Below are 17,345 nucleotides of genomic sequence, written 5' to 3'. Positions count from 1 at the left end.
GGTATAAAAATACCTGTATTAGAGGTTATGCTATTTTACCTGAAAGTTTACAAAAGGTAATGTACAGATATGCCAAGTGAGATAAAATCCGCTGTACTTTGTATTCTGTGCAAAACACTGTAAAATACGCAGATTTTTAATTATCAAATTGCATTGAGGACAAAAAATGAGCGAAATAACAGTTGAAATGGAAAATACGGAACATAAACCAACAAATTTTATTCGCCAAATTATTGATGAAGATTTAGCTAGTGGAAAACATCATAATGTTTATACTCGTTTTCCACCTGAGCCGAACGGCTATTTACATATTGGCCATGCTAAGTCGATTTGTTTAAATTTCGGTATTGCACAAGATTATCAGGGTAAATGTAATTTACGTTTTGACGATACCAATCCGGTAAAAGAAGATGTGGAATACGTTGACAGTATTAAGCAAGATGTAAAATGGTTAGGTTTTGAATGGGAGGGGGAGCCTCGCTATGCTTCCGACTATTTCGATCAACTGTATAGTTATGCAATTGAATTAATTAAAAAAGGGTTGGCTTATGTTGATGAACTTTCCCCCGAGCAAATTCGTGAGTATAGAGGAACACTTACATCAGCAGGTAAAAACAGTCCTTATCGTGATCGCAGCATAGAAGAAAACTTGGCGTTATTTGAAAAAATGAAAAAAGGCGAGTTTGCAGAAGGCGCGGCAAGTTTAAGAGCGAAAATTGATATGGCATCTCCTTTTATGGTTATGCGTGATCCTGTGTTATATCGCATCAAATTTGCAAGTCATCATCAAACAGGCGATAAATGGTGCATTTACCCGATGTACGATTTTACCCATTGCATTTCCGATGCCATTGAAAGAATTACTCATTCATTATGTACGCTAGAATTTCAAGATAACCGCCGTCTATATGATTGGGTATTGGATAATATTTCGATTGAGCGTCCATTACCGCATCAATATGAATTTTCACGTTTGAATTTAGAATACACATTGACATCTAAACGTAAGCTACTGAAATTGGTTAATGATGGGATTGTTGACGGTTGGAATGATCCGCGTATGCCTACTATTTCCGGTTTACGTCGTCGAGGTTATACCCCTGCATCATTGCGTGAGTTTTGTCGTCGTATAGGGGTAACTAAACAGGATAACGTGGTGGAATACAGTGCATTAGAAAGCTGTATTCGTGATGATTTAAACACAAACGCACCTCGTGCAATGGCAGTGTTAAACCCACTAAAAATTGTGATTGAAAATTTTGATGGGAAAGAAATACTTACCGCACCTAATCACCCAAATCGTGAAGAATTGGGAACGAGGGAACTCCCTTTTACCAAAGAAATTTATATTGATCAGGCTGATTTCCGTGAAGAAGCGAATAAACAATATAAGCGTCTGGTGTTGGGTAAAGAAGTGCGGTTGCGTAATGCTTATGTGATTAAAGCGGAACGTGTTGAAAAAGATGCGGAAGGTTGTGTAACCACAGTATATTGTACTTATGATCCCGAAACATTAGGTAAAAATCCTGAGGGACGCAAAGTAAAAGGTGTTATTCAATGGGTGTCAGCAACGGATAATTTATCGGCAGAATTTCGTTTGTATGACAAATTGTTTACTGTAGCGAATCCGGGAGCAGTGGAAGACATTAATGAAGTGTTAAATCCAAATTCCTTAATCATTAAGCATGGAGTAGTTGAACAAAGCCTTGCTAGTGCCAAAGCTGAACAAGCGTATCAATTTGAACGGGAAGGGTATTATTGTGCCGATAGCAAAGACAGTAATGCAGATAACTTAGTTTTTAATCTAACTGTCAGTCTGAAAGAAGGGTTTTAATATCTGTTCCTTTTCGCCAAAAGTGCGGTTGTATTACTGAGTATATTTAATGATTTTAATGCCTCTCACATAATCCGATCATACCTATGGTCGGATTATTTTTTTTCTGCAAGCGATGAACATTTTTACATTAAAAAATTTAGATGATAAAATTTATAAGAATTATTATCATTTATATCTAATTAAGGAAAAGTTATGTCAGCTTATGATTTAAAAACTAAAAAAACCTTATTAGCTGTCAGCGTCTGTTTAGCGTTTTCCGCTCAAGCAGAAACAAGTAAAAATAAAGTTGAACGAGCTAATCAATTACCGGAGGTTGTTGTTTATGCAGAGCAAAACGCAGGATTATCTTCCAGCCAAAAAGTAACCGCCAAAGATATTAAATCTTCCCCTAATTCCAACGGCAATATTTCTGATTTTTTGAAAACCAATTCTCATGTGCGTTTTGAACGTAGTGATGAAAACAGTTTTCAACGAGGTGAAATTAAACCTGCTGACATTTCGATTAATGGTGCGGAAGCCAATCAAACCAGTTATTTTGTAGATAATGTCAATATCAATAATGATTTAGGCTTTGACTCGGCTATTTTTGATGGAGCGATGCAAACTTTGCCTATGGCAAGTCATGCACAAGCCTATTTCTTTGATGCGAATTTATTGTCTTCCGTAACCGTTTACGACAGCGATATTTCCGCCAGTTTAGGCGGTTTTGCCGGCGGTGCCGTAGTCGCCAAAACCAAGCAATACGATGGTACCGATGGTGTGCAACTGCGTTATCGTACCAGCCATTCTAATTGGGCGAAGTTTCATCTTGAGGAAAAAGATCGGGAAAAATTTAAACAAGCCTCGCCTAACGGTAGTAGTGCGGATTTTCAACCTAAATATAGCAAAGATTTCTTCAGCCTTTCTGCACAACATTCTTTAGGGAAAAATATCGGTATGGTAGCAGGATTTAGTCGCCGTACTTCAGATATTCAGCAACGTCGTTTAGTGCTGGGAAAAGATGACAAGTTGAGTTCGGATAATCGCAGACATAAACGCCGTTCCGATAATGCGTTGTTGAATTTTAACTGGCTTGCTAATGAGGATAATCGCTTTGAATTGAGTTTGCGTTATTCTAATTATGTGGAAACTAAATTCTTTGATACAAATGTTGATAGCAATGTGCAAGATTATCATCAAGCCTATGGTGCCACTTTAGCTTGGATTCGTTCGTTAAAGAGCGGTGTGTTAACTAATACATTGGCGTATGATCAATTTGCAGATAAGCGTAAATCCGCCTCTAATTATTTGAAGCAAATATTGGCATTTGATGAAAACTATGATCCGATTAATTATGAACGTGGAGGAATGGGAGATAGTGCTTTAACGCAACGCAATGTGCATTTTTCCAGTGAATTTGCTATGGATCCGTTGACTTGGGGACGTACTGAACATTCTATTTCCTTAGGGGGTATCTGGCAATTTACGCACTATCGTTTTCAACGTGATCAAAATGCTAAATCTGAAATTTTCATGCAGGATAGTATGGAAAGTCCTCTTTCTTCAAATTCCGTTTCCAAAGGAACAGTAAAAACCGATTATCACAATATCGCCCTTTATGTCGAAGATTTAATCAAGCTGGGGGGTAAATGGGAAGTTCGTCCGGGATTACGTTTAGAGCGTGATACTTTCCTGAAAAATACCAATATTGCCCCTCGTTTTGTCGCCCGCTATCAACCCTTTGAACAAACCAAATTAAGCCTCGGAGCAAACCGTTATTATGGCCGCTCTTTTGCTTCCATGAAATTAAGTGAGGGAATTTTCAAATTAGATGATATTGATGGCACTAAAGGAACCACACGTTATCAGTCCGTTGCTTCCATGAAAACGCCGTTTAGTGATGAATTGAGTTTCAGTATTAATCAAGAACTCGGGAATGTTATCCTTGATGCCCGATATATTCATCGTCAAAATAAAAACCGCATCATACTAAAAGAAGATGGTCAAAATGGTAAAAAAGTGCGTCATTTTGCACGAGGCAAAGATTACAGCAATAATGTATATACGTTGCAAATTCAAAATAAAGACAGTTGGAAATTTTGGCAGACAGAATGGCGAGCTTCGCTAGGGTTTGATTGGTTAAATACCAAAGGTATTGATATAGGTGTAGGATATGACCCGAATTCCATTGTGATTTTAGACGGAAAACAAATGACCGAATTAGAAATGCGGTCTAAAGTTAATAACAATCGTGAAGAATGGATGGCTCGGATTGGCGTGGATATGTCTATGCCAAATTATAATTTGGAATGGACCAACCGAATTTATGTAAAAGCACCTATAAAAGGGTTTAAACAATTGGATACAGGTAGTAGAAGTAGTCAGTTACCGATTTATCGCAGTTACAATTACGGCACTCATACACAATGGGATACCAGCCTTCGTTGGCAACCTAAAATCTTTGGTAAACATTCTGCGATTGTGAAATTTGATATATTGAATGTCCTTAATCAAACGAGAAAGGGGTTAAGTTCTAACGAGGATAATGGTTTCTACGCAGCAGGTCGTGAATTTTGGCTTGAATTAGGGTATGAATTCTAATGTTAAAAAAAATATTGCTAATTTTAACCGCTCTTTTGGGGATTGGTGCTTGCCAATCCTTATTTCATGAAAAAGATACGTTACCTTTTCATTCGCAAGCCCACCAAGGACAACTGGAAAATGGCTTGCGTTATGTCATTTTACCTAATCATTTTCCGCAAAATCGTGTGTATATGCGTTTGGTAGTTAATGCCGGTTCAATGCACGAAGAGGATGATCAAAAAGGGGTTGCCCATATTGTTGAACATATGGCATTTAATGGCTCGCAACAATATCCGCAAAATCAAATTATTAATGCACTTGAGAAATTAGGAATGAAGTTTGCACGTGATATTAATGCGTTTACCGATTTTGAAAATACGGTTTATACATTAAATATCGCTAAAAATGATCCGCAATCTCTTAGCTTGGCATTCAATGTTATTGATCAATGGCTAAACCATCTTACCATTTTACCAGCGGATTTAGAGGCGGAACGTGGAATTGTGTTGGAAGAATGGCGTTCACGTTTAAGTCCTATGTTGCGTTTAGGGGATAAAAAAAGCCAAATAGAAATGGCGGGGTCACGTTATGTAGAACGAGATCCGATTGGTGATGTCAACGTCATTAAACATGTTTCGGCACAGCGTGTAAAAGATTTTTATCGAAAATGGTATCGTCCGGATAATGTCAGTCTTATTGTGGTAGGTGATGTGAATCCGGTAAAAATTAAGTCTTTAATTCAACAGAAATTAGGGAGTAGCCATCCGCTACAACACCAACCTTTACCCGAGATTGATTTTGATATTCCTTTACCGCCTAAATGGCGTTTAGCGACCGTGTCTGAGAAAGAAATGCGTGAACCGGGATTGGACTTGAGTTTTTTTAAACCGCCGGAAAATATCAATACGGTAGCACAATACCGAGAGAATTTATGGCAACAAATTGTGGTGCGTTTGCTTAATTTACGTTTGCAACAATGGGAAACATATTTACATCAGTCTTCAAGTGCGGTCGTAAAATCTGCTAATTTTTATCATGATTATTTAGGTAAGCAAACGTTACAATCCACATTTTCTTTACAACTTGAGAATGAGGATTATCAAAAAGCGACAGAGCAACTCTTTAACTTTATTGCGGAAATTGCTCAAAACGGGTTTACGCAGACGGAATTGGATGATGAACTTCAGCGTTTGCGTAAAATAAATACTAAACAACGACATTTGGAAGTGAGTAGTATCAAAATTGCTGATGAATTAGTTGTTACCATGGCAAATGATCAAGTGCTACTCTCTCCGCAAGATCAATATGAATTAAATCATCAATTGTTCAATCAACTGACTTTGGCAGATATTAACCGCACTTTTCAACAAATGTTGCAGTTAAAGTCCAAGTTGGTGCTGATTACTCAGCCAAAACCGCACAAATTATCGTTTGATAGTCAATGGTTGGCACAAAAATGGCAACAGGCTTTACAGCAATCGCAATCTTCTTGGCAACAACAAGATAATAGGGTAGTTCAGCTTCCGCATTTAGATTTAGTTGCGGGCAATGCCACTAAGCAAAAAGTATGGCGTGGACAAAAAATTACTGAATATTTGTTAAGTAACGGCAGTAAATTGATTTATATGTATAGTGATAAAAGTCCGCAACAAGTTTATTTTAAAGCCTTGACAGCAGGAGGATTACGTTCTGTGCCAAGATCACATTATCATGCGTTAAGAGCGGCGATTTCTGTGGTCGATGATACTGGAATTGGCATTGTACCTCAGGCTGATATTGATCAGTATTTCAGTCACGCTCCGATAGCTTTTACGACGGTTATTGATGAGGCTGATCAGGGTTTTACGGCGGCAGGTAAAACAGAAAGTTTAGCGGATATTCTGCGATTATTTAGGTTAAAACTACAAACCAGCCCTGTTTCAGAGAAAGTCTTAGCCGAATATCGCCAAACTTTACAGGATGAAGTGAATGAAAAAAGTCCGGAAAAGACGTTTATGCAGAAAGTAGAGCAATTGCGTTTTCCACAACAAGAAACGCTATATGGTGCAAATCGTTTCAGTAATCTGCATTTAACGGCAGATAAACTTTCCGCAATTTATCAGCAATATATTACGAATAAAACAGATTTCACTTATTTTATTGTTGGTGATATTAGCGAAAGTGCGGTACAAAATTTGGCTGAAAAATATTTAGCCAATGTACCGGTTAAAACACAAAATAGAGTATTACAGCCGATAAAGGCACATGTACCCGAGCAGCGTTTAGTTGTTAAAGGGTTGCATGAGCCAAGAGCAGAAGTTGAAATGTATTTCGCAGCTGATCATCAATGGCAAGTGGAAAACAAATATTTACTGGATATTTTAGCAGATATCATACAAGAGAAATTACGGTTGAGTTTAAGAGAACAGGCATCGGGTATCTATGCAGTGCATGCGTGGTTTGAACAAGAACATTTTTCACCTCAAATTGAGGGGAAAATAGAGTTTAGTTGTGATCCTATGCGTGTACAGGAATTAACGCAGATGACTCATCATGTATTAGATCAAATACTTAAACAAGGCATTGAGCCTGAATTGTTGGCTAAAAAAGTGAGTGAAAAACAATCTCAGTTAAAACAGGCGAAGGAATCATTGTTAGCCATTTTATCTCAATTGGAACAAAGTTATTCTTTGAGTGATGGTCCTTTGCTTATGTTTGCTGAGCAACAGTTATTACAGCAAGTAACTCAACAAAATATAGAGGCTTTAGCCCATAAAATTTTGCCATCTCAATTTAGATTTGAAGCAATATTGACACAGTAATAAAAGTGCGGTTAAATTCCGTACTCCCTGAATTGGGTAATATTCTACGAGTCCGGTTGAATAATATTTAACCGGATTATTTTTTTAAGATGATAGTATCGGTTTTTTTCGAAATGACTTTATCCCCTGAATTCTGGAAATATAAATCTTTGCTTGAAATGAACGATGAAGAATGGGAAGCACTTTGTGATGGTTGTGGCAAGTGCTGTTACCGTAAGTTTATTGAAGGGCGAGGAAAACGACAAAAGCTGTATTTTACTCGTATTGCTTGCAATCTATTGAATTTAGAAACGGGAAAGTGCGGTCATTATGAGAAACGTTTTCGCTTAGAGAAAGATTGTACAAAATTAACTAAAGCAAATTTGCCACATTTCAGTTGGTTGCCCAGTACTTGTGCTTATCGTTTACTTTATGAAAATAAACCGCTCTTTGATTGGCATCCTCTCATCGTTGGTCATTCTCAAGCAATGAAACGTGCTGGTGTGATGATTGAGCAGGGTATTCATGAAAAAGATGTGATTGATTGGTTTGAATTTGTGATTGATGAAAAAACTTAAAATTTCTATTTGAACTGGATCACAATTTAAAGTAATGCGTTTGCTTTTGTCAGTTAAGATTAGATAGAATGAAATTGATTTAATTCTTTTTAAGCTTTTTGAGAGTAAGATGGGCATTTCTAATCAATTACAACAAGATGCAGAAAAAATAGGGATTGCCATATCTCATTATGATATTGATGGTAATTTGATTTACGCAAAACCGGAAAGTCTGCATTATTTCATTCAATTACTGAATCAAACGGAAGTCGGTTCAGAAGATAAAAAATTTGATGATGTAATAGTCGTCAGTGAAAATGAACCTATAATTTATGACTTAACCGCATTTAATTTATCTTCCGGCATTTCTATTCAATATTCTTTGTATGATGATAATGGGAACTTCCTGTCTCGGAGCCAACTTCTTAAAGAGCAGAAAAAACTAACATTATCTCCTTTAGCTTATGGTTATTATTCGTTGCTTCTTGAAATAAATGGAAATAACTATGTCGTTCGCATTTTAGTTTCGCCTCAACAATCTTATCAACCGACAGTATTTCAACGTAAAAAAGCATGGGGAATTAATGTTCAGCTTTATAGTTTGGTTTCCGCACGCAATTGGGGGATTGGCGATTTTGCCGATCTTGCATATTTAATTGAGAAAAGTGCGGTGCTGGGAGCTGACTTTATTGGAATTAATCCGTTACATCAACTTTATCCGGCTATTCCTGAATGGGCAAGTCCGTACAGTTCTTCTTCAAGACGTTGGTTGAATTTTTTATATTTGGCAGTAGATAAATTACCTGAATTTAATTTGTGTCAAAAAGTCCAAAATTGGTTTAAACAAGAGAATACTCAAGCTAAACTGGCTGAGTTGTGCCAATCTGATATCGTAGATTATCAGGCAGTAATGTCATTAAAACGTTCTGCATTAGAAGAGTTATTCGCTTATTTTAAGCGTAGCAGAGCAAGTAAAATTATTGAGCGTCGTCGCCAATTTGCTGAGTTTGTGAAGGCACAAGGTGATGCTTTATTATCTCAGGCTTTATTTGACGTATTAGATAGTATTGAACATCAAAATATGCCGGAAGATGAAAATAAAATTGGTTGGTTAGGTTGGCGTAAAGAATGGCAAATTTTAACTGATAAAGAACGCAAAAATTTGTTACGTAAATATAAAACACAAGTGGATTTTTACGCTTGGGTGCAGTGGTTGGCTACTATCCAATTAACTGAAGTAAAAAACTTGTGCTTGGAAAAAGGTCTATCGTTGGGAATTTATGGAGACTTGGCTGTAAGCAGTTCGAGAGGAAGTGCGGATGTTTGGTCCGATCAAACACTTTATTGTGTGAACGCTTCAGTTGGTGCTCCGCCGGATCCTTTGGGTCCGGTAGGACAAAATTGGAATATTCCGCCTTATAATCCAATAATTTTAAAAGCTCGTGGCTTTCAGCCTTTTATTGATATGTTGCGAGCCAATATGCAGCATTTTGGTGTGTTACGTATTGATCATATTATGGGATTGTTTCGTTTGTGGTTAATACCGGAAGGAAAAAGTGCCTGTGATGGACTTTATGTACATTATCCTTTTGCAGAGTTGATGGCAATTTTGGCAATTGAAAGTCAGCGTAATCAATGTTTAATTGTCGGTGAGGATTTAGGTACTGTACCTAATGAAGTGCGGTTTAAATTGGATGAATTTAAAGTGTTCTCTTATTTTGTTCTGTATTTTGAGCAACAACACAACGAATATCCGAAAGCAGATCATTTTCCTTTGCAAGCATTTGCTACAGTTGGAACTCATGATCTTCCTTCATTGCAGAGTTTTTGGCACTGTCGTGATTTAGAACTGTTTGCTCAATTAGGTATGTTGAAAGAAGATGTTTTAAAATCAAAATATGATCAGCGAGTAGTAGATAAACAAGCGTTGCTTAATACTTTGCACCGAGATCAATACTTACCGCCTGATTATTGGGGAGATGCGTTAAATATGGCAATGCACGATAATTTAAATCATGTCATTCATCAATATTTAGCTGAAAGTCAAACGCAATTAATTGGCATACAACTGGAAAATTTACTTAATCAAGAGGTTTCTTTTAACTTACCCGGTACTTCAACGGAATATCCTAACTGGCGTAAGAAATTATTACAACCGCTAGAAAAAATTTTTACTGATAAAACAGTACTTTCATTAATTAGAACAATTAATCAGGCAAGAAATAAATAGGCAGGGTTTTTATGAATAAATTTGTATCACAATCTACCATTGATACTTTTTTTGATGGAGAACATGCGGATCCTTTTTCCGTGTTAGGTATGCATGAAACGTCAAATGGGATTGAAGTAAGGGTATTATTACCGGATGCTGAAAAAGTATTTGTTCTCAGTAAAGAAACAAAAAATGTACTTTGTGAATTATTGAGGGTAGATGAACGTGGTTTTTTTGCCGGTGTTGTGCCTAATACGCATAGTTTTTTTGCGTATCAATTAGAAGTTTATTGGGGAAATGAAGCTCAAGTTATAGAAGATCCTTACGCATTTCATCCGATGATTAATGAACTTGATAATTGGCTACTGGCAGAAGGCTCCCATAAACGCCCTTATGAAATTTTAGGTGCACATTTTACCGAATGTGACAACGTAGCAGGTGTAAATTTTCGTCTGTGGGCACCAAACGCTAAACGTGTTTCGGTCGTAGGCGATTTTAACTATTGGGACGGTCGCCGGCACCCAATGCGTTTTCATCAATCTAGCGGTATTTGGGAATTATTTTTACCCAAAGTATCGTTGGGGCAACTGTATAAATTTGAGCTGTTAGACTGTCATAATCAATTACGCTTAAAAGCCGATCCTTATGCCTTCAGTTCACAATTACGTCCTGATACAGCATCACAAATTGGGGCATTGCCTGAAATTGTATCAATGACTGAAAAACGCCGAAAAGCTAATCAAGCTGATCAGCCGATTTCAATTTATGAAGTACATTTGGGTTCTTGGCGTCGTAACTTGGAAAATAATTTTTGGCTGGATTATGATCAAATTGCTGAGGAGCTTATTCCTTATGTAAAAGACATGGGATTTACGCATATTGAACTTTTACCCCTGTCTGAATTTCCATTTGACGGTTCGTGGGGTTATCAACCTATAGGTTTGTATTCTCCGACTAGCCGTTTTGGTACAGCCGAAGGTTTTAAACGTTTAGTGAATAAAGCTCATAAGGCTGGAATCAATGTGATTTTAGACTGGGTTCCGGGTCATTTCCCAAGCGATACGCACGGTTTAGTTGCTTTTGACGGTACGGCTTTATATGAACATGCGGATCCCAAAGAAGGTTATCATCAAGATTGGAATACTTTGATTTATAACTACGGTCGTCATGAAGTAAAAAATTATTTGGCTTCGAATGCGTTGTATTGGATGGAGCGATTTGGCTTAGACGGTATTCGAGTAGATGCGGTTGCGTCTATGATTTATCGTGACTATAGCCGTGAAGACGGGCAATGGATACCAAATCAGTATGGTGGTCGTGAAAATTTGGAGGCCATTGAATTTTTGAAACAAACTAATCATTTATTGGGAACGGAAATTCCTGGTGTTGTATCAATTGCGGAAGAATCAACCTCTTTTGCCGGTGTTACTCATCCTCCGTATGAAGGTGGTTTAGGTTTTCATTTTAAATGGAATATGGGTTGGATGAACGATACATTGTCGTATATGAAAAAAGATCCGATTTATCGTCAACATCACCATAGCCAAATGACCTTTGGTATGGTGTATCAATATAGTGAGAACTTTATTTTACCGCTTTCACATGATGAAGTTGTACATGGTAAATGTTCATTACTCGGTAAAATGCCCGGAGATGCGTGGCAAAAATTTGCTAATTTACGTGCATATTATGGTTATATGTGGGGTTATCCGGGTAAAAAATTACTCTTTATGGGCAATGAATTTGCTCAAGGCAGAGAATGGAATTATCAGGAAAGTTTGGATTGGTATCTTCTTGATGAATTTCATGGTGGTGGCTGGCATAAAGCTATACAGGATTATGTTAGAGATCTTAATCATATTTATCAAAAAAATGCACCGCTCTTTGAGTTAGATACGGATCCACAAGGTTTTGAATGGCTTGTTGTTGATGATTATCAAAATTCCGTGTTTGTTTTTGAGCGTCGTAGTAAAAAAGATGAACGTATTATTGTTGTCAGTAATTTCACCCCTGTTTTACGTCAAAATTACCGTTTTGGTGTAAATATTGCCGGTGAATATCTGGAAATTTTAAACTCCGATGCACAACAGTATATGGGATCAAATTCGACAAATACGAGCAAAATTGTAACTGAAGATATTGAAAGTCATAATAAAGCACAATCTATCAGTATTGATATCCCTCCTCTAGCAACAGTGTATCTTAAACTGCATAAAGTAAAAAAAGTCAGAAAAATGAGAAAAACCTCGAAAGTTGAAGATACAGCGGTGAAAACAGAGAAAAAAATAGCAAAGGGTAAAACCACGAGAACCAAAAAAACTGTCGCTGATACTGTCTCTGAGGCAACAGAGGTTAAGCCTAAAAAGACGGTAACAAAAAGAGCGGTAGTTAAAAAAGTAAAAAACGAGGAAAGTGCTGTTTTTCCAAATGCAGAGGTGATTGCAGAATCGACATCAGTAGAAAACAACGTTAGCTAAAGGTATAAAAACAATTTGAATATTTATGAGCAAGATGAGTTTAGGTAAACCATATCCTTTAGGTTGTACAGAATGTTGTATGGAAGGTATTGCAGGATTTAATTTTGCAATCTATTCCTCACAGGCAAGTGCGGTTGAACTTTGTATTTTTAATAAAAATTCTGTTCAAGAAACCTGTTATTCAATGTATTGTACAGAAAATATATGGCATATTTGGGTAACTGAATTGGAATATGGAACTGAATATGGTTTTCGTATTCATGGCGTGGATGGTTCTTTATCCAATCCAAATAAATTGATGTTAGATCCCTATGCGAAAGCTGTTGTGGGTAAACCTGATTTAAGTTGTGTAGAAAATAGAGCTTGGTTTTTACTTGAAGATGAGAGAGATAATGCACATTTAGCACCTAAAGCGTTAATTGAATCGTCATCTTTTGATTGGGAAGAAGATATTTTACCCCAAACACCTTGGTCAGAAAGTATCATTTATGAATTGCATGTAAAAGGTTTTACTCAGTTGCGAGAGGACATTCCGGAAGCAATTCGAGGGACTTATGCAGGTTTAGCTCATCAAAATGTCATTGCCTATTTGAAAGAATTAGGTGTAAGTGCGGTGGAATTATTGCCAATAAATTATCATTTAGATGAACCGCACTTGCAGGAGAAAAGACTACAGAATTATTGGGGTTATAGTCCCTTAGCGATGTTTGCTGTTGAGTCCAAATATTGGTCAAATCAAGCCGATACAACACCCTTAACAGAGTTTAAATCAATGGTAAAAGCATTACATAAAGCGGGAATTGAGGTGATTTTAGATGTAGTGTTCAACCATTCTGTTGAATCGGAAAAGTATTTTCCAACGTTTAGTCAACGAGGAATTGATGATCGGACTTATTATTGGCAGGACGAAGCGGGAAACTACATTAATCTAACAGGTTGTGGAAATACACTTAATTTATCCATTGAACTAGGACGAAAGTGGATAATTGATTGTTTATGCTATTGGGTAGAAGAATGTCATGTTGATGGTTTTCGTTTTGATTTAGCCTCAGTTTTAGGACGAGAAACGCCGGATTTTAATGCTAATGCCTTATTATTTAAAGAAATTGAGCAGGTCTCAATTTTGCAAAAAGTTAAATTTATTGCCGAACCTTGGGATATAGGTATGGGTGGATACCAAGTAGGTAATTTCCCAGCGTATTTTGCTGAATGGAATGACCGATTTCGTGATGATATGTGTCGTTTTTGGTTATGGAAAAGCGGTGAACTCGGTGTTTTTGCAGAGCGTTTCGCAGGTTCGAGTGATATATATCGTTGTCAGGGGAAATTACCACATAATTCTGTCAATTTTATTACCGCACATGATGGTTTTACATTACATGATTTAGTAAGTTATAACCAAAAGCATAATTGGGCAAATGGTGAAGATAATCGAGATGGGCGGAGTGAGAATTATAGTTATAACCATGGTATGGAAGGATATAAAGAGGGAAATTCTCTTGTTGAAGAAGCTCGTTATTTAAGTCGTAGTGCGTTGTTACTGAGCTTGTTATTATCAAACGGAACGCCAATGCTATTGGCTGGTGATGAGTTTGGTAATACGCAGTATGGTAATAACAATGCCTATTGCCAAGATAATGAAACAACATGGTTAAAATGGCAATATTTTGAACAAGATCTCTTTAATTTGGTTAAGCAAGTTATTGCATTGCGTAAACAAATTCCGAGTTTACAACGGGATAATTGGTGGCAGGAGAGCAATGTATCTTGGTTAAATATTGATGCTGAGAAGATGTCATTAGATGAGTGGCATAATAAAGAGAGCAAAGCTCTGCAGATTTTGCTGGACAGTAAATACCTGTTCGTTATCAACGCAAAAACAAGTTCACAAAAATTCTTATTACCTCAAGGCAATTGGGAGATTTTGTGTTATTCAAAAGTAGTACATTTAGAAAACAAGCAGTTGGAGATGACGGATTTGGCTTTTGGTGTGTTGCAGAAAAAGTGAATAACTCAAGTAAATGTGAGTTAGTCGTGAGTATAAAAATAAAAGATAAGGAGTTGCTATGAGTAACAGTATTACTAAAAATTTAAGTAAACATAAACTTGTTAAAGATACCTTAGTATTAATTCTCGCCGGAGGTCGAGGCTCACGACTTCATGAATTAACAGATAAACGTGCTAAACCAGCTTTATATTTTGGTGGCAACCGTCGTATTATTGATTTTGCTTTATCAAATTGTATTAACTCCGGCTTAAATCGCATTGGGGTAGTCACGCAATATGCTGCTCATTCTTTATTACGCCATTTACAAAAAGGGTGGTCATTTCTACCGCAAGAACGTGGTGAATTTATTGATATGTTACCGGCACGTCAGCAAATTGATGATTCTACTTGGTATCGTGGCACAGCTGATGCGGTTTATCAAAATATGGCAATTATTCGTGATCATTACCGTCCAAAATATATTTTAATTTTAGCCGGTGATCATATTTATAAACAAGATTATAGCCAAATGCTCTTAGATCATGTTTCAAGCAATGCAAAATGTACTGTAGGCTGTATTGAAGTTCCACGTGAACAAGCATCAGAGTTTGGTGTGATGGCAGTGGATGAAAATTTGAAAGTAAAAGCATTTGTTGAGAAGCCAAAAGATCCACCGGCGATTCCAAATAAACCGGATACTTCTTTAGCTTCAATGGGAATTTATGTGTTTGATGCAGATTATCTATATGATGTATTGATGCGTGAAGTAAATACACCGTATACCTCTCATGACTTTGGTAAAGATATTCTGCCAAAATCTTTAGAGGAAGAAGTTTTATATGCACATCCGTTTAGCCGATCTTGTATGGGACGTAATACGGATGGGGAGATTTATTGGCGTGATGTGGGGACGTTAGATAGTTTTTGGCAATCAAATATTGATTTAGTATCTGAACATCCGCAATTGGATATTTATGACCAACGCTGGCCAATTCGCGGTAATCCGACCCAAACTTATCCATCAAAATTCTTCTATAACAAGCAAGATATTAAACCGGTAGATAATTCGCTTATTTCCGGTGGTTGTGTGATTACTGATGCAGAAATTAGTTATTCTGTGTTATTTGATCAAGTGAAAGTGAAAGCTGATTCTAAAGTAGAATATTCAGTGGTGTTGCCTCAAGTAACTATCGGTAAAAATTGTATTTTACGTAATTGTATTATTGATCGCCAAGTAGTTATCCCGGATAACACAGTTATTGGTGTAAATATTGAAGAGGATCGCAAACGCTTCCGTGTAAGTAGTACCGGAAAAGTTATTTTGGTAACTGAATCAATGATGAAAAAATTAAATGGCGAAAAAGTTGTCTCTGAAATTCATTTAGACTAGGTGTAAATATAAATAAGTGCGGTAGAATTTTTTATTTTTACCGCCTTGATGGGAGGATTAAAATTAACAATGAAAGTATTACATGTTTGTTCCGAATTATATCCATTATTAAAAACAGGCGGATTGGCTGATGTAATGGGGGCTTTACCTTTTGCACAAAATGAAATTGGTATTGATGCTAGACTTGTTTTACCGGCTTATCCTGCTATTTCTCGTGGTATTCCAAATACCGTTGTAGTTGCTGAATTTGATAATTTTGCCGGACATGTTGTACTACGTTATGGTGAATACAATGGTATTGGTGTTTATTTAATCGATGCACCGCATTTATATGCCCGTGAAGGTAATCCATACCATGATATGTGGTATAACGATTATACGGACAACTATAAGCGTTTTGCTTTATTGGCTTGGGTTGGGGCAGAGTTGGCTACAGGATTAGACTTTTGGTGGCGTGCTGAAATTGTGCATGCTCATGATTGGCATGCAGGCTTAACAGCTGCTTATTTGCATCATAAAGGACGCCCTGCTAAATCGGTGTTTACTATCCATAATTTAGCCTATCAAGGACGTTTTTTACCTTATCATCTAACTGAAATTGGATTGCCTTGGTGGATGTTTAATGTAGATGGATTGGAATTATATGGTGAAATGTCTTATTTAAAAGCCGGACTGTATTATTCCGATATTTCTACTGCAGTTAGTCCAACCTATGCCAAAGAAATTACAACACCTGAATTTGCTTATGGTTTACAAGGGTTGTTGCAAACTTTGAAAGCACAGGGACGATTGGTTGGTATTTTGAATGGCGTAGATGAAAAAATTTGGCATCCGTATAGTGATCCGTATATTGAAGATCATTACAAATTGAAATCAATGCAGGGTAAACGTAAGAATAAAATAAAATTACAAGCTTATTTTAATTTACCACAAAATCCTAATGCACTGTTATTTGTAATGGTTACACGTCTAACAGAGCAAAAAGGTGTAGATTTACTAATTGGTAGTGCCGAGAGAATTGTACAACAAGGTGGGCAATTAGCAATTTTAGGTTCCGGTTCAGCACATTTAGAAGCCGGTATTAATTGGCTTGCACAAGAGTATCCGGAAAATATCGCAGTAAAAATTGGATATGATGAAGCATTATCACATTTAATGATTGCCGGAGGAGATGTCATTCTTGTTCCAAGTCGTTTCGAGCCTTGTGGCTTAACGCAGTTATACGGATTAAAATATGGAACTTTACCGTTAGTTCGTTCAACAGGCGGTTTGGCTGATACTGTCATTGATAGTAGCAGTGAAAACATCAAAGCACGTCATGCAACAGGATTTGTATTTAATGATGCTGATGTTGGGGGATTATGTTATGGTATTGATAGTGCATTTACTTTGTGGCGTAAACCAAGTCAATGGGAAAGTGTGATAGTCAATGCTATGGAACAGGATTTCAGTTGGCAGACATCTGCAAAAGGATATCAATCCCTATATGATATTCTTTTACATAAATAAATTTTTTAGCGAAATAATTTGAGTAGAAATATTC

General features: G+C 36.8%; 9 protein-coding genes. All 9 read left to right on the top strand.

The window, feature by feature from the left end; translation table 11 throughout:
- Window positions 1-166: 166 nt before the first annotated feature.
- The 9 genes from glnS (at window position 167) to glgA (ending at window position 17,311) form a co-directional block, all read left to right on the top strand.
- Window positions 167-1,834: a glutamine--tRNA ligase gene (glnS, locus tag HSM_RS07070; protein ID WP_012340523.1), complete on the top strand. Its 1,668-nt coding sequence runs from the start codon at window positions 167-169 to the stop codon at window positions 1,832-1,834.
- Window positions 1,835-2,029: 195 nt separating this feature from the next.
- Window positions 2,030-4,417 carry a TonB-dependent receptor plug domain-containing protein gene (locus HSM_RS07065; RefSeq protein WP_012340522.1) on the top strand — a complete coding sequence of 796 codons (2,388 nt, stop codon included), beginning with the start codon at window positions 2,030-2,032 and terminating at the stop codon, window positions 4,415-4,417.
- Window positions 4,417-7,200 (top strand): M16 family metallopeptidase, encoded by a 2,784-nt coding sequence (locus tag HSM_RS07060; protein WP_012340521.1) that lies wholly within the window; start codon window positions 4,417-4,419, stop codon window positions 7,198-7,200. The genes HSM_RS07065 and HSM_RS07060 overlap by 1 nt, the downstream gene beginning before the upstream one ends.
- A 113-nt stretch (window positions 7,201-7,313) precedes the next feature.
- Window positions 7,314-7,757, top strand: coding sequence for a YcgN family cysteine cluster protein (locus HSM_RS07055; RefSeq protein WP_075293883.1), 444 nt, complete (start codon window positions 7,314-7,316; stop codon window positions 7,755-7,757).
- A 109-nt stretch (window positions 7,758-7,866) separates the two neighbouring features.
- Entirely contained in the window at window positions 7,867-9,966 is a 2,100-nt protein-coding gene (gene malQ / locus HSM_RS07050; protein ID WP_012340520.1) for a 4-alpha-glucanotransferase, read from the top strand.
- Between the two features lie 11 nt (window positions 9,967-9,977).
- Window positions 9,978-12,425 (top strand): 1,4-alpha-glucan branching protein GlgB, encoded by a 2,448-nt coding sequence (gene glgB, locus HSM_RS07045; RefSeq protein ID WP_012340519.1) that lies wholly within the window; start codon window positions 9,978-9,980, stop codon window positions 12,423-12,425.
- A 25-nt stretch (window positions 12,426-12,450) separates the two neighbouring features.
- The gene (gene glgX, locus HSM_RS07040; protein WP_012340518.1) at window positions 12,451-14,433 is read left to right on the top strand and encodes a glycogen debranching protein GlgX; all 1,983 of its coding nucleotides are present in this window, start codon (window positions 12,451-12,453) and stop codon (window positions 14,431-14,433) included.
- 58 nt (window positions 14,434-14,491) lie between these two features.
- Entirely contained in the window at window positions 14,492-15,802 is a 1,311-nt protein-coding gene (gene glgC / locus HSM_RS07035) for a glucose-1-phosphate adenylyltransferase (protein ID WP_011609040.1), read from the top strand.
- 69 nt (window positions 15,803-15,871) lie between these two features.
- Entirely contained in the window at window positions 15,872-17,311 is a 1,440-nt protein-coding gene (glgA, locus tag HSM_RS07030; RefSeq protein WP_041605103.1) for a glycogen synthase GlgA, read from the top strand.
- Window positions 17,312-17,345 lie beyond the last annotated feature (34 nt).

Source organism: Histophilus somni 2336 (assembly GCF_000019405.1).
In the GTDB taxonomy this organism is placed as follows: domain Bacteria; phylum Pseudomonadota; class Gammaproteobacteria; order Enterobacterales; family Pasteurellaceae; genus Histophilus; species Histophilus somni.
The sequence above is the reverse complement of the archived record's forward strand: the minus strand, read 5'-3'. Positions and strand labels throughout refer to the sequence as shown.

Excerpts from the sequence above, each read along its gene's own strand:
- glnS (WP_012340523.1), top strand. The coding sequence starts at position 167 with ATGAGCGAAATAACAGTTGAAATGGAAAATACGGAACATAAACCAACA.
- HSM_RS07065 (WP_012340522.1), top strand. The coding sequence starts at position 2,030 with ATGTCAGCTTATGATTTAAAAACTAAAAAAACCTTATTAGCTGTCAGC.
- HSM_RS07060 (WP_012340521.1), top strand. The coding sequence starts at position 4,417 with ATGTTAAAAAAAATATTGCTAATTTTAACCGCTCTTTTGGGGATTGGT.
- HSM_RS07055 (WP_075293883.1), top strand. The coding sequence starts at position 7,314 with ATGACTTTATCCCCTGAATTCTGGAAATATAAATCTTTGCTTGAAATG.
- malQ (WP_012340520.1), top strand. The coding sequence starts at position 7,867 with ATGGGCATTTCTAATCAATTACAACAAGATGCAGAAAAAATAGGGATT.
- glgB (WP_012340519.1), top strand. The coding sequence starts at position 9,978 with ATGAATAAATTTGTATCACAATCTACCATTGATACTTTTTTTGATGGA.
- glgX (WP_012340518.1), top strand. The coding sequence starts at position 12,451 with ATGAGCAAGATGAGTTTAGGTAAACCATATCCTTTAGGTTGTACAGAA.
- glgC (WP_011609040.1), top strand. The coding sequence starts at position 14,492 with ATGAGTAACAGTATTACTAAAAATTTAAGTAAACATAAACTTGTTAAA.
- glgA (WP_041605103.1), top strand. The coding sequence starts at position 15,872 with ATGAAAGTATTACATGTTTGTTCCGAATTATATCCATTATTAAAAACA.